General features: G+C 71.0%; 30 protein-coding genes. 14 read left to right on the forward strand and 16 right to left on the reverse strand.

Annotated features, from left to right (window positions below; genetic code table 11):
• Nucleotides 1–1,086: 1,086 nt before the first annotated feature.
• The 6 genes from OG440_RS41240 (at nucleotide 1,087) to OG440_RS41265 (ending at nucleotide 3,850) form a co-directional block, all read left to right on the forward strand.
• The gene (locus OG440_RS41240) at nucleotides 1,087–1,704 is read left to right on the forward strand and encodes a helix-turn-helix domain-containing protein (RefSeq protein ID WP_331737878.1); all 618 of its coding nucleotides are present in this window, start codon (nucleotides 1,087–1,089) and stop codon (nucleotides 1,702–1,704) included.
• On the forward strand, nucleotides 1,698–2,093 hold the full coding sequence (locus OG440_RS41245; RefSeq protein ID WP_331737881.1) for a hypothetical protein: 396 nt from the start codon (nucleotides 1,698–1,700) through the stop codon (nucleotides 2,091–2,093). Before OG440_RS41240 ends, OG440_RS41245 begins: the two co-directional genes overlap by 7 nt.
• A gap of 249 nt (nucleotides 2,094–2,342) precedes the next feature.
• The gene (locus OG440_RS41250) at nucleotides 2,343–2,825 is read left to right on the forward strand and encodes a hypothetical protein (RefSeq protein WP_331737883.1); all 483 of its coding nucleotides are present in this window, start codon (nucleotides 2,343–2,345) and stop codon (nucleotides 2,823–2,825) included.
• Between the two features lie 28 nt (nucleotides 2,826–2,853).
• The gene (locus OG440_RS41255) at nucleotides 2,854–3,198 is read left to right on the forward strand and encodes a hypothetical protein (RefSeq protein WP_331737885.1); all 345 of its coding nucleotides are present in this window, start codon (nucleotides 2,854–2,856) and stop codon (nucleotides 3,196–3,198) included.
• A gap of 46 nt (nucleotides 3,199–3,244) precedes the next feature.
• Entirely contained in the window at nucleotides 3,245–3,433 is a 189-nt protein-coding gene (locus tag OG440_RS41260) for a hypothetical protein (RefSeq protein ID WP_331737887.1), read from the forward strand.
• A gap of 27 nt (nucleotides 3,434–3,460) precedes the next feature.
• Nucleotides 3,461–3,850, forward strand: coding sequence for a hypothetical protein (locus OG440_RS41265; protein WP_331737889.1), 390 nt, complete (start codon nucleotides 3,461–3,463; stop codon nucleotides 3,848–3,850).
• A 222-nt stretch (nucleotides 3,851–4,072) separates the two neighbouring features.
• On the opposite strand, the gene OG440_RS41270 is transcribed toward OG440_RS41265, so the two are convergent.
• From OG440_RS41270 to tpg (OG440_RS41295), 6 genes are all read right to left on the reverse strand, one after another.
• A complete protein-coding gene (locus OG440_RS41270; protein WP_188274014.1) occupies nucleotides 4,073–4,330 on the reverse strand; it encodes a hypothetical protein in 258 nt (85 codons plus the stop codon).
• Entirely contained in the window at nucleotides 4,320–4,550 is a 231-nt protein-coding gene (locus OG440_RS41275) for a hypothetical protein (RefSeq protein ID WP_182854134.1), read from the reverse strand. Before OG440_RS41275 ends, OG440_RS41270 begins: the two co-directional genes overlap by 11 nt.
• Nucleotides 4,551–4,641: 91 nt before the next feature.
• Nucleotides 4,642–4,914: a hypothetical protein gene (locus tag OG440_RS41280; protein WP_331737897.1), complete on the reverse strand. Its 273-nt coding sequence runs from the start codon at nucleotides 4,912–4,914 to the stop codon at nucleotides 4,642–4,644.
• Between the two features lie 288 nt (nucleotides 4,915–5,202).
• Complete coding sequence (locus OG440_RS41285) at nucleotides 5,203–5,475, reverse strand: hypothetical protein (protein WP_331737900.1); 273 nt, start codon at nucleotides 5,473–5,475, stop codon at nucleotides 5,203–5,205.
• Nucleotides 5,472–6,245, reverse strand: coding sequence for a hypothetical protein (locus OG440_RS41290; RefSeq protein ID WP_331737902.1), 774 nt, complete (start codon nucleotides 6,243–6,245; stop codon nucleotides 5,472–5,474). Before OG440_RS41290 ends, OG440_RS41285 begins: the two co-directional genes overlap by 4 nt.
• A gap of 102 nt (nucleotides 6,246–6,347) precedes the next feature.
• The gene (gene tpg / locus OG440_RS41295) at nucleotides 6,348–6,938 is read right to left on the reverse strand and encodes a telomere-protecting terminal protein Tpg (RefSeq protein ID WP_331737904.1); all 591 of its coding nucleotides are present in this window, start codon (nucleotides 6,936–6,938) and stop codon (nucleotides 6,348–6,350) included.
• An 89-nt stretch (nucleotides 6,939–7,027) separates the two neighbouring features.
• Between tpg (OG440_RS41295) and OG440_RS41300 the strand changes: the two genes are divergently transcribed.
• From OG440_RS41300 to OG440_RS41310, 3 genes are all read left to right on the forward strand, one after another.
• Nucleotides 7,028–7,552: a DUF6233 domain-containing protein gene (locus tag OG440_RS41300; protein WP_331737907.1), complete on the forward strand. Its 525-nt coding sequence runs from the start codon at nucleotides 7,028–7,030 to the stop codon at nucleotides 7,550–7,552.
• A gap of 69 nt (nucleotides 7,553–7,621) precedes the next feature.
• Complete coding sequence (locus OG440_RS41305) at nucleotides 7,622–8,128, forward strand: hypothetical protein (RefSeq protein WP_406011668.1); 507 nt, start codon at nucleotides 7,622–7,624, stop codon at nucleotides 8,126–8,128.
• Between the two features lie 68 nt (nucleotides 8,129–8,196).
• The gene (locus OG440_RS41310; RefSeq protein WP_406011669.1) at nucleotides 8,197–8,691 is read left to right on the forward strand and encodes a hypothetical protein; all 495 of its coding nucleotides are present in this window, start codon (nucleotides 8,197–8,199) and stop codon (nucleotides 8,689–8,691) included.
• A 68-nt stretch (nucleotides 8,692–8,759) separates the two neighbouring features.
• On the opposite strand, the gene tpg (OG440_RS41315) is transcribed toward OG440_RS41310, so the two are convergent.
• From tpg (OG440_RS41315) to OG440_RS41340, 6 genes are all read right to left on the reverse strand, one after another.
• Nucleotides 8,760–9,317, reverse strand: coding sequence for a telomere-protecting terminal protein Tpg (tpg, locus tag OG440_RS41315; protein ID WP_331737915.1), 558 nt, complete (start codon nucleotides 9,315–9,317; stop codon nucleotides 8,760–8,762).
• Nucleotides 9,318–9,323: 6 nt separating this feature from the next.
• Nucleotides 9,324–11,525: a telomere-associated protein Tap gene (tap, locus tag OG440_RS41320; RefSeq protein ID WP_331738038.1), complete on the reverse strand. Its 2,202-nt coding sequence runs from the start codon at nucleotides 11,523–11,525 to the stop codon at nucleotides 9,324–9,326.
• A 249-nt stretch (nucleotides 11,526–11,774) separates the two neighbouring features.
• Complete coding sequence (locus OG440_RS41325; protein ID WP_331737918.1) at nucleotides 11,775–12,044, reverse strand: hypothetical protein; 270 nt, start codon at nucleotides 12,042–12,044, stop codon at nucleotides 11,775–11,777.
• 395 nt (nucleotides 12,045–12,439) lie between these two features.
• Nucleotides 12,440–13,309: a DciA family protein gene (locus tag OG440_RS41330; RefSeq protein WP_331737920.1), complete on the reverse strand. Its 870-nt coding sequence runs from the start codon at nucleotides 13,307–13,309 to the stop codon at nucleotides 12,440–12,442.
• Between the two features lie 9 nt (nucleotides 13,310–13,318).
• Nucleotides 13,319–14,767, reverse strand: a complete 1,449-nt coding sequence (locus OG440_RS41335) for a helix-turn-helix domain-containing protein (protein WP_331737922.1) — start codon at nucleotides 14,765–14,767, stop codon at nucleotides 13,319–13,321.
• 919 nt (nucleotides 14,768–15,686) lie between these two features.
• Entirely contained in the window at nucleotides 15,687–15,995 is a 309-nt protein-coding gene (locus OG440_RS41340; protein WP_406011670.1) for a helix-turn-helix transcriptional regulator, read from the reverse strand.
• A 114-nt stretch (nucleotides 15,996–16,109) separates the two neighbouring features.
• Between OG440_RS41340 and OG440_RS41345 the strand changes: the two genes are divergently transcribed.
• Nucleotides 16,110–16,757 (forward strand): HAD family hydrolase, encoded by a 648-nt coding sequence (locus OG440_RS41345; RefSeq protein ID WP_331737926.1) that lies wholly within the window; start codon nucleotides 16,110–16,112, stop codon nucleotides 16,755–16,757.
• Nucleotides 16,758–16,761: 4 nt separating this feature from the next.
• Entirely contained in the window at nucleotides 16,762–17,601 is an 840-nt protein-coding gene (locus OG440_RS41350) for a DUF1932 domain-containing protein (RefSeq protein ID WP_331737929.1), read from the forward strand.
• A 7-nt stretch (nucleotides 17,602–17,608) separates the two neighbouring features.
• Here OG440_RS41350 and OG440_RS41355 read toward each other — a convergent pair whose 3' ends face one another.
• The 4 genes from OG440_RS41355 to OG440_RS41370 all read right to left on the reverse strand — a co-directional run bounded on the left by OG440_RS41355 (nucleotide 17,609) and on the right by OG440_RS41370 (nucleotide 21,020).
• Nucleotides 17,609–18,178 carry a phosphotransferase-like protein gene (locus tag OG440_RS41355; RefSeq protein WP_331737932.1) on the reverse strand — a complete coding sequence of 190 codons (570 nt, stop codon included), beginning with the start codon at nucleotides 18,176–18,178 and terminating at the stop codon, nucleotides 17,609–17,611.
• Nucleotides 18,175–19,212, reverse strand: coding sequence for an AAA family ATPase (locus OG440_RS41360; protein WP_331737935.1), 1,038 nt, complete (start codon nucleotides 19,210–19,212; stop codon nucleotides 18,175–18,177). The genes OG440_RS41355 and OG440_RS41360 overlap by 4 nt, the downstream gene beginning before the upstream one ends.
• A 198-nt stretch (nucleotides 19,213–19,410) precedes the next feature.
• Nucleotides 19,411–20,664: a helix-turn-helix transcriptional regulator gene (locus tag OG440_RS41365; protein ID WP_331737938.1), complete on the reverse strand. Its 1,254-nt coding sequence runs from the start codon at nucleotides 20,662–20,664 to the stop codon at nucleotides 19,411–19,413.
• Nucleotides 20,661–21,020 carry a putative quinol monooxygenase gene (locus tag OG440_RS41370; RefSeq protein WP_331737940.1) on the reverse strand — a complete coding sequence of 120 codons (360 nt, stop codon included), beginning with the start codon at nucleotides 21,018–21,020 and terminating at the stop codon, nucleotides 20,661–20,663. Before OG440_RS41370 ends, OG440_RS41365 begins: the two co-directional genes overlap by 4 nt.
• Before the next feature lie 189 nt (nucleotides 21,021–21,209).
• On the opposite strand from OG440_RS41370, the gene OG440_RS41375 reads away from it, so the two are divergent.
• The 3 genes from OG440_RS41375 (at nucleotide 21,210) to OG440_RS41385 (ending at nucleotide 23,061) form a co-directional block, all read left to right on the forward strand.
• Nucleotides 21,210–21,590 carry a hypothetical protein gene (locus tag OG440_RS41375; RefSeq protein WP_331737942.1) on the forward strand — a complete coding sequence of 127 codons (381 nt, stop codon included), beginning with the start codon at nucleotides 21,210–21,212 and terminating at the stop codon, nucleotides 21,588–21,590.
• Between the two features lie 761 nt (nucleotides 21,591–22,351).
• Nucleotides 22,352–22,606 (forward strand): WhiB family transcriptional regulator, encoded by a 255-nt coding sequence (locus OG440_RS41380; RefSeq protein ID WP_331737944.1) that lies wholly within the window; start codon nucleotides 22,352–22,354, stop codon nucleotides 22,604–22,606.
• 254 nt (nucleotides 22,607–22,860) lie between these two features.
• Nucleotides 22,861–23,061, forward strand: coding sequence for a hypothetical protein (locus OG440_RS41385; RefSeq protein WP_406011671.1), 201 nt, complete (start codon nucleotides 22,861–22,863; stop codon nucleotides 23,059–23,061).
• Nucleotides 23,062–23,111 lie beyond the last annotated feature (50 nt).

Here is a 23,111-nt window from a genome sequence, read left to right on the forward strand (position 1 = left end):
CCTCCGGGCTGCGCCCGTCACAGCGAGCCGGGTCGCTGCGCTCCCCGGCCGCTCCCGCTCCGCGTGAGCGGATGCGGCTCGCTCCGCTCACCGCCGGGCGGCACGCGCTCCGCGCCCACCGCCAACCGCAGGGCATCCGGCCCGCGTTGCGGGCCGGGGCCGGCCTCCGGCCGACCAGTGGCCTCCGCTGCGCTCCAGCCACACCAGGCGCGCCCCGCTCCCCCGTGCGGGCCAGGCGTGCCACGCTCCGCGCGGCCCACCCACGGGCCTGCGGCCCGAGCAGCAGCAAGGGGAAGGGGAGGTGACAGGCAGTCGGGCGGGTGACGAGCCGAACAGAGGTAGGAGAGGGCGGGGGTGGGCGATCCGGGCGCGTGCTTCAAAGATACCAGCTAGCTTAAGACTGGAATGGGCCCGCACCACCGTTGACCAGGAAAAATAGGGTTGCGGATTACTTCACGCGTGCAGCGCGCGAGGAATAGAGAAAGGGCGCGCGATTAGTGAATGGTGGCCCCAGAATAGCAGGGCAAAAAACGGCGCGGAATTCGATTGGGTGCGCTCGCTGGTGATTAGCAGAAATGGGCCGGGTGGCGTTCGAGTGCGGGTGGTGATGAGAGATGCGCACGGTGGGGTATGGGTGATCGGAGCCGTCGGCAGCGGGCGGGTCGGTGAGCGCCAGGTGAGTCGTGGTGGTCCTCGCGCGCGCGTGCGCGTCTTACTGATAAAAGGGCACCGGGCGGAAAGGTGCGCTGACCTGCGGTTTTGTCAGAGGCGATGTGTTAGCCCTGACACATCGACCTGCGGTTTTGTGCCTCCTCCGACACAGCCGCACCTGATTTGGTCCCGGAAAGAGGGACAAAAAACGTTCGGCCTGGTCAGGCCCACATTCGGTCCTCTGCGCATGGGAGGCGGTGTGTCGGCGTCGACACCAGGGGGCCACGCCGACAGGGACAAAGGTCCCTCTGCACGGGGACAATCTCGGCTAGGGTTCCCGGGACCACACGAGATCGAGGAGCAGGAGCCAGGGTGCCCGGGGACGCGAGTCGCTCCACCAACAGGGGCCGGCGGTCGGTGGACCGCGGTGAGCCCGTGACGTCGCCGCTGGCGGACAGCTTCGCCCAGGCGCTGGACCGTACGCCGCCGAAGCCCGGTCGGCCGGTGCGGTCCGCGAACGTCGAGTACACGTACCGGGCGCCCCACAACGCGTGGGGACGCAGCGGCTACAGCATGGTCAGCAACGCGTTCCTCTCCGACGTCCTGGCCGTGCTGATCGCCCGGTACGGGATGTCGCCCGTGCAGTCGGCGGTCCTGCTGTTCTGCATGGGCCGCCAGGTCGAGGGCCGCCTGAAGATCACCCACATCAAGGTCGCCCGGCACCTCGGAGTCGAGCGCGCGAACGTCACCCGGGCGCTGGGCAACTTGGAGAACTGGCACATGCTCCAGCGCCGCGCCAACTCGCTGATCGTGGTCAACCCGCTGATCTGCTTCAAGGGCAACGGCGACCTCCAGCAGGAAGCCCTGGAGCAGCTGCGCCAGGACGCCAGGGCCGCGCTCAGGAAGCACTTCCCGGAGATGCGGGAAGATGTAGTCGCGCTGGAGAAGGCGGCGAGCGAGAGCTTCCCGGAGTTCACGGCCCCGGCCGCGCCGGCCCCGCGCACGCGGCAGCTGGCGTTCGGCGACAACGACGTGGAGGAGCAGGCATGCTGATCCAAGCTCACCTCGGGTACGCGCAGCTGCACCGCCTGGAGCTCTCCAAGGCCGACTACGACCTGCTGAGCGCGATGACGGAGGTCCAGCGCCCCGGCGGCGAGGTGAACGCCTCACAGGCCGAACTGCGGGCGCGCGTGGGCCTCAGCAAGAACCGCACGTCCATCGCGATGAACCACCTGGTCGAACGGAACATCGTCCTGCGGCCCGAGGGCCGCTACCGCAGCTACTTCATCCACCCGTACTTCGCCGGGTACGCCTCCCAGGAGGAGATGGAGGATGCGCTGCGCGAGGCGACCGAGGCCATCAAGGCCGGCGCCCTGCCCGCTCCGGCTCTGCCCGCTCCGCAGCGGCACTTGGCCGCCGTGCCTACACGTCGCAGCGCTTGACCGGCCGCCCGGCCGCCCGCCCGGCCGGGTGACACGACATCAGCGGCGCCGCATCCCCTCCGAGAGGGGTGCGGCGCCGCTTTCGTGTGCGGGCAGCGAGTGTCAGATCCGTACGCACGCTTCCCGCAGGCGGGAAACGCGCAGGTCAGGAGCAGCGCGAAAAGAATCATGAGCGGCCCCCTTCCCTAGGTGTATGAAGTTCCATACAGTGGCTGTATTGAAAGTCATACACCAGGGGAGGAATCCACCGTGTTAGTCACCCTCGTCACCGCCGCCCTCGCCATCGTCGGCACGCTGCTCGGCTCGATCGTCAGCGGGCGCTTCCAGGAGCGGGCCGCCGAACGGTCCGTCCGCGTCAGCCACGGCGAGGCGATCCGCCGCGACCGCCTGGAGGCCGTTACCGCGCTCGCCTGCGCCGTCAGTGACCACCGGCGGGCGATGTGGATGCGCGGCGACGCCGTCCTCAAGGAGGTCGGCTCCGAGCGGATCGAGGCCCTGCGCGGCGAGAGCCACATGACCCGGTCCGCCGTCACCCGCCCGCTGGTCGCGCTGCGGGTGCTCATCGAGGACCAGGCGGTGCGCGCCGCGGCCGACGAGATGGTCACGCGGACGTACGCGCTGCGCGACGCCTACGCCACCACCGAGGCCCTGACCGCCGCCCGCGAGGCCGCGAAGGTCGCCCACGACGCCTTCGTCGACGTCGCCGCCGGCTACCTCAGCCGGACCGCCTGAACCCCGCCAGCCGAGACAGGAGCCCGTCATGGAGCGCACGTCCACGGAGATCGTGAAGGCCGAGATCACCGCCATCGAGACCCGCGCCGACCGGGGCGCCGTCGACAGCGAGCTCGCGTACCTGGCCCCGGCGGCGGCCGCCGCGCTGGGGCTGCTCGCCGACGCCATCAAGCGGGGCACCGCTGACCGCGAGTCCGTCGTGCAGGCCCTGAAGGAAGCGGCCGTCCACGAGCGGTTCGCCGACGTCCTGGCGGCCGCGTCCGAGGACGTCATGGAGGAGACGGAGGACCCGTTCGACTTCGACGCGCGCCTGGACGCCGACAACCTCTCGGGCGCGGCCTCCCAGGTTCGCGACCTCTTCCGCTGGCTGTAGACCGCCCTCGCCCGCCGGCCCCACCCGACACCATCAGGGAGACACCGTGTTCACCGGAACCGCCGAAGAACTCCGCGCCCGCCAGGCGCAGGCCCGCGAGCTCGCGGAGCAGGCCGCCATGCTGCTGGACCAGATCGACGCGCTGGGCCTGGGCGCGGGCGGCGGGCAGCTGCACACCCCCGGCGGCGTTATCCGCAACTGGCCCGGCGAGGGCTGGACCGTCGCCGACCGCTGACCGATCCACCCGAGGAAGGAGACCGCGGTGAGCACCGATCCCGCGCACCACGACGACCACCAGGAGCAGCTCCTGGTCCCGCTCGCCGCCGAGGATGTCGCCGCGCTCGGCAGCGACGGCGAGCAGCTGGCCGCGCTGTTCGCCGCCTCGCTGCACGGCCTGGCGCTGCTGCGAGCGGGCGGGGCGAGCGCCGCGGAGCTCGCGGCCGCCATCGAGGGCACCACGGGGCTGCTGGAGCGCCTGGAGGCCGTACGGGACGCCTCGCTGCGCCAGCCCGCCGCCAAGGACGTCTCGCACGCCGACCTGGCGAAGGCGATGCACCTGGAGAGCCGCGCGACCGCGCAGTCCCGCCGTCGCACCCTGCTGAAGAAGCCGGTGGGCAACCTGGAGCGGTGGGCCACCGGCAGCACCGACTGACCGGATGCAGCGGGGTCGAGCAGCAGCCGAACGGCCGTTTGCTGCACGGCCCCGCTGCCCTGGGGTAGCACGGCCTGCTACCCGAGCAGCAGCCGTGCGGCGCCTGGGGCCGGCCTTCGAAATGTCATCGCTCTCCGGCACCCCGAACCACCCACAACAGCAACCGAGCAGCAGACACAGCAGCGCCCCGGACCCAAGCGGATCCGGGGCGCTGCTACTTGATCAGGCTTCGACGTACGCGACGATCGTGATCTGTCGAAGGGCCGTGACGTAGTAGATGACGCGGACCCCGTCGATGTCGTCGACGTAGTCGCGCAGCAGGGTGTCGGGCACCGGGGTGCCCAGCTCGGGGTTGACGCTGATCGCGACGATCGCGCGGTCCAGGCGGTGCGTCTCGCTCGCCGTGAGCTTCGCGAGCTGGCTCAGCGCGGGCTCCACCAGGACGACCTGGGAGCGGCGCGGGGCGTGGTCAGGCGACACGGGGCTGCTCACCGGCGAGGCGGTCCAGGTGGGCGTCGCGGGCTTCCTCCCACAGCACGCCCGTCTCCGGGGACGGGTAGCCGTTGGCGGCGATGTCCTCCAGCACCGAGGCGAGGACGTCGACTCGCGCGCGCTGGTCGGCCGCGTAGGCGCGGGCGGAAGCGGCGGCGTGCTCATCGAGGGGCTGGCGGTCGGGCACGAGGGCCGGCTGCTCGCTCATCCGGGGGCTCCTGGCTGTCATCTGGCGTGTGTCACCACGGTAGCGCCGGGGCGGGGCGCGGGAGCCGGGTACGGACGAACCGGCCCTTTGGTCAGTGCCCGTGCTCCCCGTTGCCACCAGTGCCCAGTCCGGGGTCGTCGGACATGGCGCGCAGAATCGCGGCGGTCTGGGCATCGGTAAGCGCGGCACCGGTGGCCCGGCGGCGCGCGTCATCGGCGAGGCCGAGTTCGGCTTCGAGCGCGAGCATCGCAGCGGGTGTATCGGTGGAGGGTGTGCCGTCGGGTTTGTGGCCGAGGCAGAGGAGCGGCTCCGGCAGGTCACCGCAGCGAGGGCAGCGCAGATCGTCGGGGATGGGCTCGGACATCGCGTCTCCTTGGCCTGCGGTGCTCAACCTTCGCCGACACTAACTAGCGCTCGTCAGGCTTCGTTGGCGAACAGAGTGTGATCACCCGCCGGTGGGGTGTCACGCTGTCGCGCCTGTCACGCGGAAACGGCCCGGAGGGGGGTATCCGGGCTGTTTCCACGCCCGTATGTCCGAATTGAAGGGTTTTCGAGTGTGGGCTGTCACGCGGTCTTCCGGCAACGTGACAGGGGGCGTGACAGGGCGACGTGACAGCCGACTATCACTCTCGGTGAGCGTGACAACTGGTTGTCAGGTCTTGAGCGGGGGCCAGACGTGCGGGCCGGTGCACTGCCCGCAGGCGGCGCAGCTGGCGCACTCCATGCAGAACTGGCGCGGCCACTGCCCGGGGCAGTGGCAGATCGGGTTGTAGTCGGGGTCGTCGTCGCCGGGGTAGAGGCTCTCGCCGAACGGCGGCTCGGTCCAGGCGATAACGGAGCCGTTGGCGAGCAGGTCCTCGTAGTGGTGCCCGATCTCGCTGTGCTCGCTCCAGGTGGCCACCACCACCTCGTCCGCCGCGCTCATGCCGGGCCGCCCTTCACCGCGGGGGCGGTCTCCAGCCACGCGGCGAGCGCGTTCGTGGCGTCCGGGTCGGCCTGGGCGAGGCGGCCGACGAACTCGAGGTCGCCGTCGACCGGGGCGCCGGTGCGGGCGAGGGCGGCGAGCAGCGCGGCACGGGCGCGCACCGGAACGGGCAGCAGGCCGACGGCGGCGGCGCGGGCGGCCGGGTCGGCGTAGTGCCCGGAGTGGTCGGCGAGGGCGCGGGCGAGCCAGGCGTCGACCTTCGGGGCGCGGTAGTCGCGGTTCTCGTCCAGGAGGTCGCGGGCGGCTTCGTCCCCGGCCTGGCTCGGCACGCTGCGATCGAGTCGGCCGGCCCCGCCCAGCCGGGCGAGTTCTTCGGCGCGGTCGGCTACCCGCTGCTGCTCCTGGCGGCGCTGCTGCTCGGCTTCCTCGCGGCGCCGGTCTTCGGCGAGCTCTTCCTGGACGACCGCGTCGGCGTCCGGGTCGTACGGGCCGCCGGTCGCGGCGAGCAGCTGCACGACGCGCTGCCACTCCGCGAGCTCCGCAGCACGGCGGCCGCCGTCGTCGGACGCGGCTTCGTCGCGGCGGTCCAGGTGCGCCTGCAGTTCCGCCTCTTCGAGCGCCGCCAGCGCCTCGCTGTGCGTCATGCCCCGCGCCCGTCGCCGTACCGAGGACCGGCCGACCTTCGCGTAGTCGATCGGCGTGCGCGGAGCGCCGGCGCGGCCGCGGGCCTCGGGGACACGGCGCGGCCGCCACCCGTCGGACGTGTTCATCAGGACTCGCTTTCAGCTCGGATACGGAAATGAGGGCCCGGCCGGTAATGCGACTCGGTGGGCCGGTCACACAGGTCTACAGCACGCCCGAATTACGCGCTGCTAAAACGCTATGTTCAACCACTCCACGTCCGCGAATTTCACCTCCAGGCCCGCACGGCCGCCACCGCCTTGACGGAAATAGGCGTCCGCGATGGCCTCCGCGACCGCGTCATGCAGATCGCTCTCCGTCGCACCCTCCTCCTGTGCGGCGATGATGGCGGCCGCGTGGGAGGGGCTGACGGCCACGCTGATGTCCCGCACCCGGCCCGCGTCCGAGGTGCCCTCCGGACCGAATCCGAAGTACGCCCGGCAGGAGATGACCAGCCCGCCCGAGGACGCCGCGCGCTGCCTGGCCTGTGCCCTGACCTGCGGTTGCCACTCCGATTCGGTCTCCTGCACCAGCGCCTCCTGGAGGCGCTTGTTCGGCTTGGTGGAGGCACCCGAGAGGTAGCGCTGCACTGTCTTGCGGGAGACGCCCAGGCGCTCCGCCAGGGACTTGGTGGAGCCCTTCTCCCGCGTGCGAAGGAATTTCATCTGTGCTCGCGCGGATTTCGGTGCGGGCCGGGTGAACAGGGCCCGCTCCGCGCGGGCGAAGCCGTCCAGGATCTTGGCGCGGGTCTTGGCCGCGCGCGTCACGTCGTCAGCAGTCATGTGATCATTCCGCCTGGCCGGGCCTGTGGACAGAGTCCGGCGCCCGGCGGACCGCCGGGTCGCGGCCGGGTCTGCCTACCGTGGTCGGCATGACGACGACGCCCTCGGACGGCCCGGCCGCCCCCGTGCCGGTGCTGGTGGTACTGCCGGACGGCCAGGAGCTCACCGCCCGGCTGTGGGCCCGACGCGAGACGCCGCGCGGCTGGCTGTACGAGGTGGGGCTGCCCGCGTACCGCAACACCGCCGACGGCGACGTCCAGGCTGCGGAGTACCGGGTGTGGGTGCGCGCCCCCGAGCACGTACGGCCGGTCGACGGCGTCTCCTACGACGCCGTGCCCACCGAGCGGCTGCCGCCGCCGTCGTCGGTGCGCGAGGTGCTGGGGCCCCGCCGGCCTTCGGGCTGGGTGCTGCAGAAGACGGGTGGCCGTGGGCCCGGCCGCGCCGTGCTGCACGCTGTCGACTGCGCCGAGGCCCCGCAGGGCGCGCCGCTGCTGCCCCTGGAGCGGGCGCTGGACGTCGCGGAGCAGCCCGGCACCCGCCTGTGCTCCCTGTGCGGCGCAGCGCAGGAGCTGGACCCTGTGCTGCGCGGCTTCGACCACATCGAGGGCGGCTGATCTCCACCCCTTCGGGTGAGGGCGCCCTGGTGGGCGAGGCCGGCCGACCAGTACGTTCCCCCTGACTTGATGACCGAGGGGGGAGACGTGGGGATGGGCGAGCAGCGGGGCGCGTTACGGGGGCTGCGCATCTTGATGTGGGTGGTGATCGCCGTCGAGGTGCCGGTGTATCTGGTGTGGCTGGTCCAGGTCGGCTACCAGGCCGGGCAGGAGCTGCCCCGCGGCGACGTCGCGCGGTGGGCGCCGCCGGTGCTGCTGCCGCCGGCAGCCGTGCTGTTCTGCGTGGCGGCGGGATGGGTGTGGTGGGGCGCGGTGGTGGCCGGCACCCGCTCGCCGCTGCGGGATCGGTGGATCGTCGCGTCGTTGGCGTTCGTGGTCGTCAGCTCGGTGTTCTGCGGGGTGGCTTCGGTCGAGGACCCGTCGGTGTCGGTGGGCCTGCTGAGCGCCGTCGTGACCGGGCTCGGCATGATCGGGCTGTTCTTCATCCCGGCCGCCGCCTCCCGCCAGCTGCCCGACGTCATCCGCCGGCGCTCCCGCCGAACGGCGGCCGCGCCCGGCGAGGTGGACCCCCAGTAGTCCGGCCGTCCGATTGCCCGGGGCGCCGAGCGGCAGGCATGCTGCGCGTTCCGGAGGAAGGGGAGAACGTGTCCGAACATGACGGCGCAGCGGCGGCACAAGCGGCGCTCAGGAAGGCCGTGGAGCAGCTGAGCGGCGACGGGCCGGGCGACGGCAGCGAAGCCGTCCAGGAGGCCGTCCAGGCGCTCGCTGACGGCTCTGGGAAGGCATGGACGCCCGAGCAGGAGACGCAGATCAAAGCCATGGTGGAGCAGATCCGCAAGCTACGGGATCTGAACCGGCCGGGCGGGAGCTGGTGGCGTCGGCGCCGGGAGTGGAAGGCCCGGGAGCGGCTGGTCGACATGATGGAGGCCGGCGGTCCGGAGCTGCTGAACGAGGCGGAACTGCGCACCTGGAAAAGCCACGCGATGGTGGAGCTGTTCCTGAAGTTCATGGACACCGCGATGAAGCAGGACGACATGGTGGAGACCCTCGCCCGGATCGAGGCGCTGAACGCCGTGACGTACGAGGACTACCAGCAGGCCAAGAAGGCGCTCGCCGAAGAGAAGGCCGCCGCCGGCTGACCCGGCGGCGACATATGGAAGGGGCCCCGAACCGCGGCGGTTCGGGGCCCCTTGTCATGGGCGGGTGATCACAACTCGATGTCGAGCCGCTCCACGTCGGTGAACTCCACGCCCAGACCGTGCGCGCGGCTGTCGTTGGCGCGGAAGTACATCTTCGCGAGGCCGTCGGCGGCGATCTGCCGAAGCTGGTCCTCATTGGCGCCCTGTTCCCGCGCGGTGAACAGCTGGTCGGCAAAGGTGGGCGGCAGAGCCTGGGTGATGTCGCGGATCCGGGCGTCGTCGGTCGTGCCCGAGGCCGCGGTGAACCCGAATCGGGCGCGGGTGGAGACGACGATGCCGCCGGTGGTCGCGGCCTTCTTCTTCGCCTTCGCCCTCACCTGGGGCTGCCACCTCTTCTTGACCTCGCGCTCCAGGCGGGCGCGCAGCTCCTGGCGGGGCCGCTTGAGCTTGCCCGTCACGTACCGCTCCACGGTGCGCTGGGAGATTCCGAGCGCCTGGGCGGCGGCCTTGGTGCCCTTGAGCTGCTTGACCAGGTACTTCATCTGCGCCTGGGCGGACTGAGGGATGCGGCGGGTGAACGCCCCCTCCAGTGCGCGGTCCAGGCTGTCCCCGAGCGAATCGACCATGACCTGCTACTCCCCTTCTCCGGCGCTCTGGTCGGTCTTGATGAGGTTGGAGATGTTGAAGACACCGCCGCGCTCCTCGAACTGCTGCTCCGCCCACAGGACGGTCTGGGTGCCCTGGTGCTTGACCATCCCGGGCGAGACCCCGAGCCGGAAGCCGCCCGGCACCGGCTTGCCTTCGGGCGTCTGCGGCAGGACGTCCAGCGGGGACGGGCCCGGCGAGGGGTAGACGATCGCGTCGGTGCCGATCGCGACCGGGTACAGGTCGGCGGCGGCCGCCGTCTTCATCAGCTTGCGGTGCAGGCCGGTGCGCTGGTTCGCGAGCACGGCGGCCCGGATGTCCGGGCGCCAGGTCCACCGGTCCAGCGCCGGGTACGGCTCGTAGTACGGCACCTGGCCCCGGGAGCGCTGGCGCAGCTTCCCGATCGCGCCCTTCGCCGTCGCCTTGATCGCGGTCTCCAGCAGCTTCATGGTCGGGTCGACCTGCTTGCGCCGGGCCATCGCCTCGAGGAACTCCTGGCCCTGGAGGTCGGTGGTGACGCCCATGTCGGCCATCGTCTCCACGTACGCGTCGCGCAGCCGCTTGTACCAGGAGTCGAGGTAGCGGCCGGTCTGGGTGCGCACGTACGCCTCGATCGGCGCGACATCGAACCCGAGCTCCACCGCGTACTGCACGGTGGGCGTGGCGTACCAGGCGGGGCCTTCGGGGTGGTCGCCCTTCGGCGTGAACGGGGACGGCAGCCGGGAGCCGTCGACGGTGCGGCCGTTGATCCGCACGCGGGACAGGTCCACGTGGGAGAGGTCGACCAGCCACGAGCCGGGCAGCGCCGGATCGAACGCCGGGTGGTTCTCCAGGTGGGTCGGTCCGTTCAGCCCGACCGTGAGCCCGTTCGCGGCCGCGGCGAACGACATGTTGATGTCGACGACGACCAGGTACGGGTTGACGCACTCCTCATCGGTCAGCGGCCGGCACCAGTCGTAGGGCTCCTCCATCAGCATCTCTGCCGGGGTGCGCATGTAGTGCCGCTCGAACTTGCCCTTCAGCTTCGGGTGTTCGTCGGGGACCTCGCACGGGACGACGTCGTACTTGGCGGTGATCGCGTCGTCGTTGAACGCGGGCTCGAACGCGCCGGTCGCCGGGTTCTTCTCCGCGCGGGTCGGCGGGCGCAGCGCGGTCATCAGCTCCAGGCCGGTCGTCGCGGTGCTGCCGCGCGGCGTGATCACCCGGGCCGCGTACAGACCGAGGTACTGGACGAGGTCGGCCGGGTGCATCGTCGGCAGCTGCGGGTTGTCCTTCTCGTCCCACTCGCGGGCCTCCAGGGCGTTCCAGGGCAGGATGCACAGCTGGACACAGCGCCGCTTCGAGCCCTCGGGGTCGCGGTAGACGCGGGCCCATGGGCCGAAGCCGCGCTGGCTCATCTTGAGGCCGGCCTTCTCGATCTGCTTGACCACCTTGTGGCCGGAGGGGAGTCGGCCCGCGTGCCGCTCCTGCTCCGACAGCGCGGCGGGCAGGCCGAAGCGCTCCAGCGCGGACGTGGTGAGGACGAGGATCGGGTCGGCGTCGCGGCCGTTGCGGTGCAGCCGGGCCTGCCCGAGGCGGCCCTCGGTCAGCGTCCAGTCGACCAGCGCCGGGATCGTCTTGGCGGGCACGTCCAGGACCAGGCCGCCGACGCAGTACGCCGACACCTGCCCGTCGGCGTCGGCGTCGATGACCGCGAGCGGACCGTTCTCGAAGCGCGGGTCGACGGCGGCCGCCGACGCCGTGGTCTTCTTCGCCACCGCCTTCTTCGCACCCGGGCGCCGCGACGACGCAGCGGGCTTCGCGGCGGGCGCCGGTCGAACGGCAGCAGCCGGGGGCGCCAGCGCTTCGGCCGCCGGGGCGGGAACGGGAGCGGGACCGGTGAACGACTCCGGGACCACCGGCGCCGGGGCAGCGGCGGGCGCGTCGTCGGCCGGGGCGGGGAAGCGGGCGGCGAGGCCCTCCAGCAGCCGGGCGTACGCGGCGCGCTTCGGCGGCCGCGGCTCCGTCTTGCCGGTCTCCCAGTTCCCCACGGCCTCCCGGCGGGCGTCCAGCGCCGTGGCGATCTGCGCCTGACTCAGGCCCGCCGCCTCACGCAGACGCTTGCGCTCCGCAGGGACCGGCAGGTCGTCCTGCGCGACTTGCTCCAGCAGCGCATCGACGGCGCTGAACAGCTCGTTCTCAGTGGACACAGAGGTCACCTCCAATAGACATCATAGCGGATCGCGCATTGATTCGCGCACTTAATCGCGCATGAATCGCGCGATTGGCAGGATTGCAACACGCGGGCGGGTAAGCGGCGCAACAGGCGTTTGTGCAGGTCAGGGCTGCAACACGGGTGTGTTGCAGCCCTCTGTTGCACTGCGCGTTGCACCTACAGCGGCGGAAGGCGATGGCGACGTTGCAGAACGGGAGCCGGCCGAGCGAGTCCGGCCCCCGGCTCATCCCCGGCGCCGGCCTCCTCTGCGCTCGGACCGGGCGGGAAGCGGCGGCGCGACGGTCGGGCCCCGCGTGCCGCGCCCCCAGGGGAGGAAGAGGGACAGCGCGGCCAGGACCTGGCCTAGGCCGGGAAGGATGTGCTGTAAGTCCTCGGGCCGCGCCTTCGCCACGACCGCCCGCGCCACGATGGCGACCACGGTGAGCAGCACGACGATGACCGCGAGCGCGGCGAGCAGGACGTAGGCGGGTACGGCGGAAGCGAGTTCCGTCACGGGGACCTCCGGATATAGGGAAAGCCCCGGCGGCTGCCGGGGCTTTCGGACACGGGACGAGCAGGGCTGGGAGGGGGCGGGGCATACAAAGAGACCCGCGCCCGGAGAGTCCGGGCGCGGGTGTGCCTTCGAGCGGGTGGAGCCAGCGAGGGATTTGGTGGAGCTATCAACCTTCGCCTTGGTGCTTGCACCGTACGTGAGAGAGCTCGGCTACGACCTCGAACGTTCAGTGCCTCTGTATGCGGTTGTGGGGCGGCATCGTTGCAGCGTCCGTGACGTCCGGTCAAACCGGGTGGTCACGGGCCCGCGCCGAATGCACGACGAAACGGGTTGGTGCCGGCGGTGAGGGAGTTGGAAGAGCCTCTGAAACCTCTGCCGTGGTGCGGGGCGCCATCCTACGCGGTCTTGGCGAAGCTCTGGGGCACCGTCGTGCCGGACGCTACGCCCGCCCGCTCGGCTCGCGCCCGACGCAGTGCAGCAGCATGGGAGGCGTCGGACACTCGCCGCCGCTCGGCACGCGCGTCCTCGAGGGGAGTCGGGCCGTCGTCCGGGACGACGTCGGGCTCGGGAAAGGCTCGGCGGCTGAGTTCGCGCATCGCCCGGTTCTGCCGCTCGATCGCCTCGGTGACGCCCGAGCTGACGTGCTGGACGCGCGGGACGGCCTGGTGAGCGGTGAGCGCGCGGTGGAAGCCGGGCGGGGCCATGTCGCGGGTCTTCACCGGCGCCTCGGGCGCGGCCGCCGCCGACGTCGCGGTGACCGCCTCGCGGGCCGGGGCGGCCGGGGCGCCCACGGCCAGGACCCGGACGGTGCGGACCGCCTGAGTGCCGACCGCGTCGTTCGCCGCAGCGACGATCCGGGAGGTGATCAGGCGCAGCTGCGTGGCGTACGCGGGCGAGTCGGGGCGCAGGTCCAGCTGGCCGGACTCCGCGTGGAAGGCGACCGCCTGGACGTGCGCGGCGAGCTTCGGGGAGAGGGCGCCTGCGATGGCCGGCCACTGGTCCAGGATGCTTCCGCCGGCGGCCGGGATGTCCCAGGCCCGGTCGGCCATCAGGCCCTGGAGCACGGCGGCGAACCCGCTCGGCTCCCGGCCGTCACGCTGCACCGTCGTCCGGAAGGGGCGCTTCGTCTTGCGGGTGCCACCCTCACCGCGGGTCTTGGCGGCCTCGCGCGCCTGGTGCAGCGCGACCCGGGCCAGGTCGACGCCCGACAGCTCCGGGGCCGGCTGCTCGCTGCTGCTGGTGGTGGTGTTCAGGGTCTCGGTCATCACGGCCTCCTACCGGCGTCCGACGGTCATCAGCGAGCTGCCGCTCGCCAGCTTGCGAGCACGGCGCACCAGGTCAGCGCCGAAGACGTACTCAGCGGCGGCCGGGCCGAGGGCGTCGTAGGTGGTCATGACGAGCGTGATGTCGCCCGCCATGAACTCGCCCCAGCCCGTGGCCCGCATGTCCGCCACGTCCTGCTCGCTCAGGTCTTCGACACCGCCCAGCTCGGGCAGCGACTCGCCCTGGCTGGACGGCTGCGTCTGCGTCTGCGGGGCGAACGCCTCAGCGACCATGCGCCGGACCGCCATGCTGCGCGGGGCCTGCCAGGCGCCCTCCCACTCCTGGTGGCGGGCCTTCTCCGCGCGGCGGGAGTCCCGGTACGCCTGGACGGCGCGCTCGCGGCCCTCCTCGGTCGGCCACAGCGCCACCGCGCCCTTCAGCCGCCCGGCGAGGAACCCGGACGGCCGGTGGACGATGCCCGGGGCGTCGCCGCAGTCCAGGAACGCGATCACCTGGTCGGCCGTCCAGCCCGCGTCCGCAACCTCCTTGAGGATCCAGGCGATCCGGGGCACCGCAGCGCGGCCCATCCACGGCACCTGGCGGATCAGCTCCGAGGCCAGCTGGAAACGGCGCCCGACGCTGTTGAGCTTCCGGCGGCCGCGCTTGACCTTCTTCGGGGTGGGGGAATCGCTCTGCCCGCTTGCGAGCTTGCTCTCAGGGGGGAAGGAAGTAGTACCCGCAGAAGAAACACTGCGGGAACTACCCCCCATTGGGGTGCAACGGACCTCATCCGAAACAGCCGTCACAGCGCCCTGGTCAGCACCCTTCCGGGCACCCTTCGACGGGGCCTTCGAGGACGACTTCGCCCGCCGCTTACGGACCTTGCGGGCCGCCTTCTTCGACAGCGCCGCCATCAGCTCCCGGCCGGCCTCCGCGATCCCGGTCATCCGCCGCCCGGTGCCCTCACCGGCCGTACGGACGCCCAGCGCCACGTCGAACTCCACCGGCACCATCCGAGCGAACTCCGACGCCTGTGCGGCCGCACCGCGGACCCGGGTGCCCCGCACGACGTACGCGAGCAGCCCGGCCTCCCGCAGCATCCCCAGGTGGTACTCCACCGACCGCTCCGACAGCCCGGTGCGGCGCACCAGGTACTCGATCCCCGGACGGCACGGGAACAGCTGCGCGAGCTCCTGGGCGACGCGCACCGTCGTCGGCCCGAACGAGCGCGGCCCGTGCGACCGGTAGCGGCGCGGCTCGTACAGCCCGGACTCGGCGACCCAGTGGACCGCCTGCATCCAGGAGTAGCCGTCCAGCGCGATCCGGCCCGTCGACGTCGTCAGCCACTGGGACGCCTCCGGCACGTACAGCGTCGCGGGCAGCACCGAGACCGCGTCGTCGTCGACCGACGGACGCGGGGCAGGAATCAGCGCGACGGCCGGTGCCGCCGTGCTGCTCATCGGCCCACCGTCCCGGCCGGGGTGGTGAAGATCGCCTGTGTCGTCATCAGGCTGGTGTACACGCCAAAGCGGACACCCCCCTCAGCAGGCAAAACGCGTGCTTCGTGATCCATCCGACGACCCTGCACGAGTCGGCCTGTGGACAGAGGCCAGCGAGCCCCGATTGCCCCCGGCCCTCCCGCACGGCGGGCAACAACTTCAGATCGCGTCCCGCCACACGGGAAGCCGCCCGCGAGGACGCCCCCGTCGACGGAGTTGTGGACGACGTCCGCGAGCCGGTGCACGAGCCGGGCGGCGGGTGCCGTGACCGAGCCCGGCGAGACCGCTCCGAAAGCCCCGCGCTTGTAGCTTCCTACCGGAAATCCAACTTCCGGTACGGAACGGAAAAAGAAGGAGGAACCGTACGCCGATCCCGTCACACGGGACGACCGCCGCGCCTGAACCGGGGTGAAACGGACAAGGTCAAGCTGACAGGGGACACCACTCTCGTGCACTATGAGAAACGACCTGCCTTCCATATAGCTGGACGGACCAGAGCCCCTCGGGGCTGGACCGACCTTCCTTGGATGTGTCAGGGGCCGCCCCCTTCGTGAGAAGAGGGCGGACACCGATCGGGTGGGGGGAGATTTCTCCGTCCCTCCCGGTCCTGCTGAACCGCGTGGCCCCTGTGGTGGGGGCACCGCGGGTGATGCGGGGCGGTACTGATCTGGCTGTGGTGGCCGTGGTTAGTGGCCGGTGGTGCAAGAGGCCCTGGTTAGGGGCCGAGGTGAAACGAGCGGCTCGGTGAGCCGCGGCTCAGGACCAGCGGTAACTGGGACCTGGGCGACCGACACGGTGGTTAGCCGGTCGGTAGACGGGCCGCGCGAGGCCAGCGGGTGGTTAATCCGCTTCTTGGCGCGCGCGGCCGATGGCCACTAGGTCATCCCGACCCCCTGGATTCAGAGGCCGGCGTCGGCATGCCCTCATCCGCTTTCGCGGCTTCGGGAAAGCGTTCCGCGAGGCCCTTGAGGAGACGCAAGTAGTTCTCGCGTTGCGGGCGTCGAGGGCTGGTCTGGCCCAACTCCCAGCGCGTGACCGCGACCCTTTTCACGCCCACGGCGTCCGCGACGTCCTGCTGAGTGAGGCCGGCCGCGAGGCGCAGCTTTGCGCACACCTGCGGAGACGGCAGAGCCTCGGGCAGGCCGTTCAGCAGAGCGTCGACCCGCTGCGAGCGGTCCGAGTCGGACATAGCCACGCCTTCCATGATCGTTGTAACTACGAAAGATACACGATCTGATCTCCGCGTGTGCGAAGCGGTCGCCGCGAACTGGGTTTCGCTGGTTGCCCGGTAGGGTCCGGTCCCGTGGCCCGCCTCGTGTTCTTCGATCTGGATGGCACGCTGGCCGACAGACAGTCGGCGCTCAGCGACGCGTTGACGTGCCTTTGCCGCTCCCACTCGCTCTCCCCAGACGCCGAACAGTGGCTGCGCGCCGCGCTGGCCGACCGCGCGACCGCCGACGATTTCGCCCGACTGCGGGAAGTCTTCGGCCTGGAAGTGTCGGCCGGGGATCTGTGGCAGGAGTACGTCCACCTCATGGCTGCCGCCGTCACCTGTCGCCCCGCGGTCCTCGAGGGCCTGGCTCGTCTGCGCGCGGCCGCGTGGACGATCGGCGTCATCACCAACGGGGCCGGTGACATCCAGCGCGCCAAGCTCGCCGGGACTGGCCTCGCCGACCTGGTGCACGGAGTCGCCGCCTCCGGCGACCTGGAGATCCGCAAGCCGGACCGGCGCCTCTTCGAACTCGGGGCCGCGCGGTGCGGCGTCAGCCTTGAGGGCGGCTGGATGGTCGGCGACAACCCGGCCGGAGACATTGGCGGTGGCCACCAGGCCGGTCTGCGCACCATCTGGCTGCGCGGCCGCCCTTGGCCCGACGGACTTCCCGCCGCGAACCACGTCGTCGACGACGTCACCGACGCCATCGCCATCCTGCTCAACGAGACCTGGGAGTAGCGCCGTGGACCAGCCGACTGTCGGCATCCTCCATCCGGGCAGCATGGGCGCCGCCGTCGCCGCCTGCGCCGCGACCAACGCGGTGGAGGTCCTGTGGTGCGAGACCGGGCGCAGCGCCGCGTCGAAAGAGCGCGCCGCCCGGTTCGGCCTGACGCCCGTGGCCACGCTGTCCGACCTGCTGGACCGCAGCGACATCGCCATCAGCCTCTGCCCGCCGGCCGCAGCCGAGGACCTGGCCCGCGACGTCGCCGGGCACCGCTTCGCCGGGGTGTACGTGGAGGCGAACGCCATCAACCCCGAACGCGTGAAGCGGATCGCCGGGCTGCTCGAACCGACCGCGACCGTCGTGGACGGCGGCGTCGTCGGCTCCCCGCCGGTGCGCGGCAAGACGCCAACCCTGTACCTGTCCGGCCCGGCCGCCGCGACGGAGCGCATCGAGGCGCTGTTCACAGGCACCGCCGTCCAGACGACGGTGCTGGGCACGGAGATCGGGAAGGCATCCGCGCTGAAGCTGGCGTACGCCAGCTTCCAGAAGACGAGCCGGGTACTGGTGGCGCTCGCGATCGGGATGGCGCGCGAGCACGGCGTCGACCAGGAGCTCATCGAGGTTGCCTCGAAGCGCACCGACTCGTACCTGTCCGAGCCGCAGTACGTCGCCAAGACCGCGGCCCGCGCCTGGCGCTGGGGGCCGGAGCTCGAGGAAGCTGCCGACGCCCTCGCGGCCGCCGGCCTCCCCCCGGAGATGCTGCGCGCGGCCGCGTCCACGCTGGCACGGTGGCATGAGGTCAAGGACGACAGCGAGCTCACGCTCACCGACGCCCTGGACCGACTCGCCCACCCGTAGCCCGCGCTCATGCCGACGCGGCCCCCGCTCGCTGCGCCAGCAGCTGGTCGATGAGTCGAGCCGCGTCCTGCGGGGCCGCCGCCGTGGTGTCCACGGTCAGGTCCCAGGCCGTATCCGGGTGTGCATCCAGGTCTTCGCGGGTCGCATCCCACGCCGCCAAGCGCGCCGCGGTGTCGCTGTCGCCGCGCCCCGCCGACCGCTGCTCGGTCACCTCGCGCGGGCACCACAGCAGCACCACCGACCAGTCGGCCGGGTAGCCGTCGACCAGCGCACGGATGCCGTCGATCTGCCCGAGGTGCACCACGGGCACCCCGGCCGTGAGCGCCGCGTCGACGCCGGGCCGGTCGATCACGTAGGTGTTGCCGTACCTGGTGTTCGCATAGACGACGTCGCCCGCGGCCTCCAGCTCGTGCAGCTGCTCCGCGGTGCCCATCCGGTAGCCGGCCGACTTGCCGGACCCGACCTTGAGCCGCGCGAACTGCGCGTACCGCGAGTTCAGCTCGGTGAGCGCGGCGGTGACGGTGTCCTTGCCCGCCGCCGGCGGGCCGTACAGGATCACGCCCTGACGTCCGGTCATGAGTACATCGCCCCCATCGCCTGCCGGGCCTGGTCCGCGAGCGTCACCGCGGTGCCCAGCCGGTTGTCGACGACCAGGTGCGGAACTGCCGGGCGCAGGTCGAGGTCGATCGTGGCCATGTACTCATCCCACCGCTGGAGCTTCCACGCGTCCCGGGCTGCGGAGCGGAATCCGATGTACTCGCGCATCGACTCCTCGTCGCAGCGGACCCATACGGGGAAGACGTCGACTCCCATCGAGCCCGCGCGGTTGGCCAGGCGCTGCATCCAGTCCGGGTCGGTCATCTCGGCAATGAACGGAGCGGTCAGCACGGTGGAGATGCCGCACTTGATGTTGGCCATGGCCGACTGCATCAGGCAGTCGTACTCCACCGGCCGGACCTTCTCGCGGTAGAGGTCGGTGTGCCTATCGTTCGCGTCGCCGCCCAGCGCGACCAGGAGGCGTTCCACCAGCGGGCGGGTGAGCGGGTCCTTGTCGAGCAGCGGCCAGCCGGTGAGCTGAACGAAAAACCTCGCCAGCTCCGTCTTGCCGCTCCCGGCGAAGCCACCGACCAGGATGAGTACGGGGCGGTGCGGGTCCCCACCCGTGTGCCGGCGCTTCCATGCGTCGATGATTCGCTGCTGCAGGTCGAAGTGGTCGGCCTCGTCGGAGCCCGGCGCGATGCGATGAATTGCGCGCTCAACAGCCAAAACGTGCGATCCGTTGAGGCGGTCGTCCAGCGGCGTGAGCTTGAAGGAGGACTCCTCACCGGGCAAGGCAGTGCGGAACCCCAAGTCGGGTTCCGTGGCCCGGTAGAGGAGGCAGTAGGCGCGCCGGTAGTGGGGGCCAGGGAAGACCTCGCCCTGTTCGTGCTGCCACAGGGTCTGAGGATTCGCGGCGGGGATGCCCTTGAGCTTGGCCTGCTCGGCAACCGCCCGGAGGCGCTCGCCGGCCTTCTCCAGGGTCAGGCCGTGGGCCTCACGTTGCTCTCGAAGCCGGTCCGGCCTCCACCCTGCTCGCTGCTTCCCCACCCTCTGCCCCTCCGTCATCGTCATGGGCGCGAGCCTAGAGCTCGGGCCCCAAATCCCATGTGTACGTGGATGTTGAAAACCCGTGAACGGAAGTGTGCACGGGCTTCGACAAGCCTCTGTGATGTTCCATCTCTGCCGCCGCCGGTGTGATTGCCCCCACACAACGACGCGGTTGGCAGGGGGTGCAGACCAGTGGCTATCGACCATCACAGCGGATCCGAACTAGTCCAAGGCGGCCGCCCTCTCCGCGAGTTCCAGCAGTTCACGCGATGCGTTCGGACCTGCCACCAAGACGAGCTCTCGAATGGCTGCGCGGGCGGCCTGGTGGGTCTGGATGATCTCGGGAGCGATGGTCTCAGCGTCCAGCAGGCAGCGGAGAGCCTCGCCGCCGTGTCGCCTTTGCGCGTGGGCGCGACCCAAGTCCATCAGGAGTCGGCCCTGACGCTCGGGCGAGAGTTCGGTGGCGTCGATGGCGAGACCGATGTCCAGTGCCTCGCCAGCGTCGCCCAGATCCACCGCGGTGCTGACGGCCTGGATCTCGACGTTGACCGGGCCGAACTCCAGATTGAAGTCGTTGCGGTTCTCACCGAGCTGCGCGGCGATGGCGCGGGCCTTGTCGATTTCTTCCTTGGCTTCGGTCCGCGCGCTGGCACGGGCTCGGACGAGCGCCAGGGCCAGGTGGAGGGAGCCAAGGACGGACAAGGACTCCGGCGACTGGCTGCCCTGCTCTCCCAGGGCGTCGATCGCGGTCTGGGCAGCGTGTTCGGCCTGGCCGAGGCTGCGCAGACGGACGAACGCCTGCACCATGCGGAACACGCTGGCACAGACGTGCAGGGGATCGCCGGACCGTTCGGCCGCGAGGACCGCGCGGTCAGCGGCTACCCAGGCGGCATCCGCCTCGTCCTGTCGCACGAACGCCGCGGACAGAGCCTGGTAGGCCCGGGACAGCAGCAGGTACAGCTCGCCCTGGTGCTCGCCGGAATCAATCCGGACCGTGCGCTCCAACTCGGGAAGCAGCTGAACCGCAAGGGTGCTGACCTGCGCCAGCTGACCGGCGTGGGTCAGGTCCCAGAGGTCATCAACGTCGCTCTTCAGAAGGTCAAGGGATCGCGTCGGCCCGGAATCGTCCGCGTCGGCCAGCAGAGTCTGAAGCGCGGGGTGGCCGGACAGCAGCCGGCGCGTCTCGTCCAGATCGTTGGAGAGCGACTGGGCGGTGGGTGCCTGTGATGGCCCGTCTGCCGGAACGCCGGGACGCAGCTGCTGGACGGACACGCCCAGCTCGTCTGCGATCTGCTGGAGAAGGTCCATTCGCTGGACCGGCTGCACACCGCGTTCGACCTGGGAGAGCCAGCTGCTGGTCTTCCCGAGCGATGCCGCGAACTCGGCTTGCGTGCGTCCCCGTTCCTTCCGGAATCTCTGGACACGCTGCCCGAAGGCCCGATCCTGCGGATCGACGTCCTTGCCGCTCGGCTTCACGACTGCTCCGTTCCGGGGCGCTTGCTCAGAGCCTCCAGCTCGTTGAGGAACGTCACTTCGACGTTGCTCAGGAGCTCCTCCCGGGCCGCGAGGAAGCGCTGGGTGTGGGCCTGGTCCTCGTGTGCCTGGAACGCGTCGCGGTCGGCGTACAGCTCGTAGAAGACCCGCACCAGGGGCTCGTCCACCGGGGTGTGCACCGCGTAGACGAGCGTGCCGGCCTCGGTCCGGATCCCCTCGATGGTCTGGGCGACCAGGTCGTCGAACTGCCGGGCTGCCGAAGTGTCTCGGAGGGTGAAGCGCACCACGAGTGCGTATCCGCTGGTCACGAAGTCGTCCTCTCCACGTCGCGTAAGCATGCACACATTCTCACACCTAAAGCCAGGGTGCTAGGTCGCAGCCATAGTGTTGACTCGCACTCGCAGTGCTACTACTGTCCAAGGTGTTCCACCCCGCAAGGGATGGACCGCCAGAAGGCGCTTATTTGGCCTGCTCAAACGCACCTGACCCGCTTCTGTGCGGGCTCCTACCGAAGGGAGCACCACCCCATGAACACCACCAGCCGCCCCGCCGCCAGCCTCGCCACCGAGACCTTCGACGCGGAGACGCTCGCGCTCCTGGAGGCGGTGGAGGTGCCGCTCCCCGACTTCGCTGACCTGGACCTGGACGTCGCCTTCGGTACGCCGCTGGAGATGTTCGAGGCCGGCCCCCTCCCCCACGAGCGGCTGGACGGCCTGGACATCACCGCCGCCGTCGCCGCGATCGAGGCCCGCGAGAACCGAATGCTCGCCGCCCGCGACATCCTCGCCACCGACCCGACCGCCACCGAGCTGGTGCGCGAGCGCCTGGTCGACGTGCTCCTCCCCTACGCCGCGCAGCTGCGCATCACGCGGCCGGCCGCCGCGGCCCCCCTGCCGATCGCGGCCTGATCCTCCCCGCCCCACCCGCCGGGTCTTCGGACCCGGCTCCCCCACCCGGAACCGCCCCTGCGGGCGGCGCCGGATGAGGGAGCCGGAAGCGCGACTCCCGACAACATCCGCCCGGACATCCAGCCCTTGGGCTGGCTCTGGAAGGCAGCGGCTGGTCCTTGAGAACTCAACAGCGTGATCCACCACCGCAGTACCGGCCGTGTCCACACCGGCCGGAGGTGAGTGGAAACCCGTCGTGTGGCGCCATTACCGCTGGTGGTGGCAGTCAGCACGTGCGATGACCCGTCAGGCGCTCAGTTCCTGGGGGCGGCCCGGTGCAGTACCAACCGGGCGCTCATTACTGATGGAGAGCACGGAGGGCAGACATCCCCACGACGTAAAAGAACGACGCGACACACTCCCAGACCCTCGGCACCCGGTCCCAGCCGAGGCGAGGAGCCGCGTCGGGACTGAGGGAACCTCGTTCTCCCTCTCAGCACACAAGGCGAGCAGCGCGGCGGCAGAGGCCGCGCCCCCTGTTTTGCAGCCACGCGCTGCCCAGTCGCCCACCGCCGGCCTTCGGGTCGTTCGGTGGGCGGTGGAGAGCGCGGAGGAACCCCGCTCTACCAACCGCGACAGCCCCAGGGATCGGACCCCCCGGGGCTGTCCAGGACCTGTATGGAGGCCCTGTTGAACTCCCTCAGCGTCGCACAGAACGACCAGCCCACCGACCCGATCATCGAAGAGGCCCTGCGCCGGGCCCGCAGCGGGAAGTGACCGCGATGGACTGGCGCCACAACGCGGTCTGCCGCGAAGAAGACCCCGAACTGTTCTTCCCCATCGGCAACACCGGACCGGCGCTCCTGCAGATCGAGGAGGCCAAGGCGGTCTGCCGCCGCTGCCCGGTCATGGAGCAGTGCCTGCAGTGGGCGCTGGAGGCCGGCCAGAACGACGGCGTCTGGGGCGGCCTGTCCGAGGACGAGCGCCGCGCCATGAAGCGCCGCGCCGCCCGCAACCGGGCCCGCTCCGCTGCCTGACCCCGTCAACTCCCCCTGGAAGAAGGCGACATGCGGTTCCTCTACCTGCTCGGCATGGCCGGGCCGTTCATCGTCATCGCCGCGGTCCTCCTGGCCCGCTGACCCCGCTCCGCTTCCTGCGTTGCCCAGTCGCCACCGGCCCGCCCCGCGCGGTCCGGTGGCGGTGGAGAGCGAAGGAGCACCCGCTTCCCCAGCTCTGTTCGGCCCTCGCGGCTGGAGAGCACTTCCCCGACTCCCCGTCCTTGGAGGACCTCGTGATTGCACTGCCCCTCTTCCTGCTCGCCGGTGGCGCCACCTGGCTGTTCTGGCGCTCCGACATGCGAGCGGGCGTCCTGATCGCCGCGCTCATCTGCGGCTACGCCCTGGCGACGTCGCCGCTCGCGGCTGCGATCGACGGCATGGGCCACGGCATCGGTACGGCGATCTCCAACGCCAACGCCGCTGACAGCAAGTGATTCCTGCCGCTTGCCCGTGGCTCCGCACCGCGAGGTGCGGGACCGCGGGG

Origin of the sequence: Streptomyces sp. NBC_00637, assembly GCF_045161545.1 — a bacterium.
Lineage (GTDB): Bacteria > Actinomycetota > Actinomycetes > Streptomycetales > Streptomycetaceae > Streptomyces.

Coding starts and splice junctions, on each gene's coding strand:
- OG440_RS41245 (WP_331737881.1), top strand. CDS start 1,698: ATGCTGATCCAAGCTCACCTCGGGTACGCGCAGCTGCACCGCCTGGAG.
- OG440_RS41255 (WP_331737885.1), top strand. CDS start 2,854: ATGGAGCGCACGTCCACGGAGATCGTGAAGGCCGAGATCACCGCCATC.
- OG440_RS41275 (WP_182854134.1), bottom strand. CDS start 4,550: ATGAGCGAGCAGCCGGCCCTCGTGCCCGACCGCCAGCCCCTCGATGAG.
- OG440_RS41280 (WP_331737897.1), bottom strand. CDS start 4,914: ATGTCCGAGCCCATCCCCGACGATCTGCGCTGCCCTCGCTGCGGTGAC.
- OG440_RS41285 (WP_331737900.1), bottom strand. CDS start 5,475: ATGAGCGCGGCGGACGAGGTGGTGGTGGCCACCTGGAGCGAGCACAGC.
- OG440_RS41290 (WP_331737902.1), bottom strand. CDS start 6,245: ATGAACACGTCCGACGGGTGGCGGCCGCGCCGTGTCCCCGAGGCCCGC.
- tpg (WP_331737904.1), bottom strand. CDS start 6,938: ATGACTGCTGACGACGTGACGCGCGCGGCCAAGACCCGCGCCAAGATC.
- OG440_RS41300 (WP_331737907.1), top strand. CDS start 7,028: ATGACGACGACGCCCTCGGACGGCCCGGCCGCCCCCGTGCCGGTGCTG.
- OG440_RS41305 (WP_406011668.1), top strand. CDS start 7,622: ATGACCGAGGGGGGAGACGTGGGGATGGGCGAGCAGCGGGGCGCGTTA.
- tpg (WP_331737915.1), bottom strand. CDS start 9,317: ATGGTCGATTCGCTCGGGGACAGCCTGGACCGCGCACTGGAGGGGGCG.
- OG440_RS41330 (WP_331737920.1), bottom strand. CDS start 13,309: ATGACCGAGACCCTGAACACCACCACCAGCAGCAGCGAGCAGCCGGCC.
- OG440_RS41335 (WP_331737922.1), bottom strand. CDS start 14,767: ATGAGCAGCACGGCGGCACCGGCCGTCGCGCTGATTCCTGCCCCGCGT.
- OG440_RS41340 (WP_406011670.1), bottom strand. CDS start 15,995: ATGTCCGACTCGGACCGCTCGCAGCGGGTCGACGCTCTGCTGAACGGC.
- OG440_RS41355 (WP_331737932.1), bottom strand. CDS start 18,178: ATGACCGGACGTCAGGGCGTGATCCTGTACGGCCCGCCGGCGGCGGGC.
- OG440_RS41360 (WP_331737935.1), bottom strand. CDS start 19,212: ATGACGATGACGGAGGGGCAGAGGGTGGGGAAGCAGCGAGCAGGGTGG.
- OG440_RS41370 (WP_331737940.1), bottom strand. CDS start 21,020: ATGCTTACGCGACGTGGAGAGGACGACTTCGTGACCAGCGGATACGCA.
- OG440_RS41375 (WP_331737942.1), top strand. CDS start 21,210: ATGAACACCACCAGCCGCCCCGCCGCCAGCCTCGCCACCGAGACCTTC.
- OG440_RS41380 (WP_331737944.1), top strand. CDS start 22,352: ATGGACTGGCGCCACAACGCGGTCTGCCGCGAAGAAGACCCCGAACTG.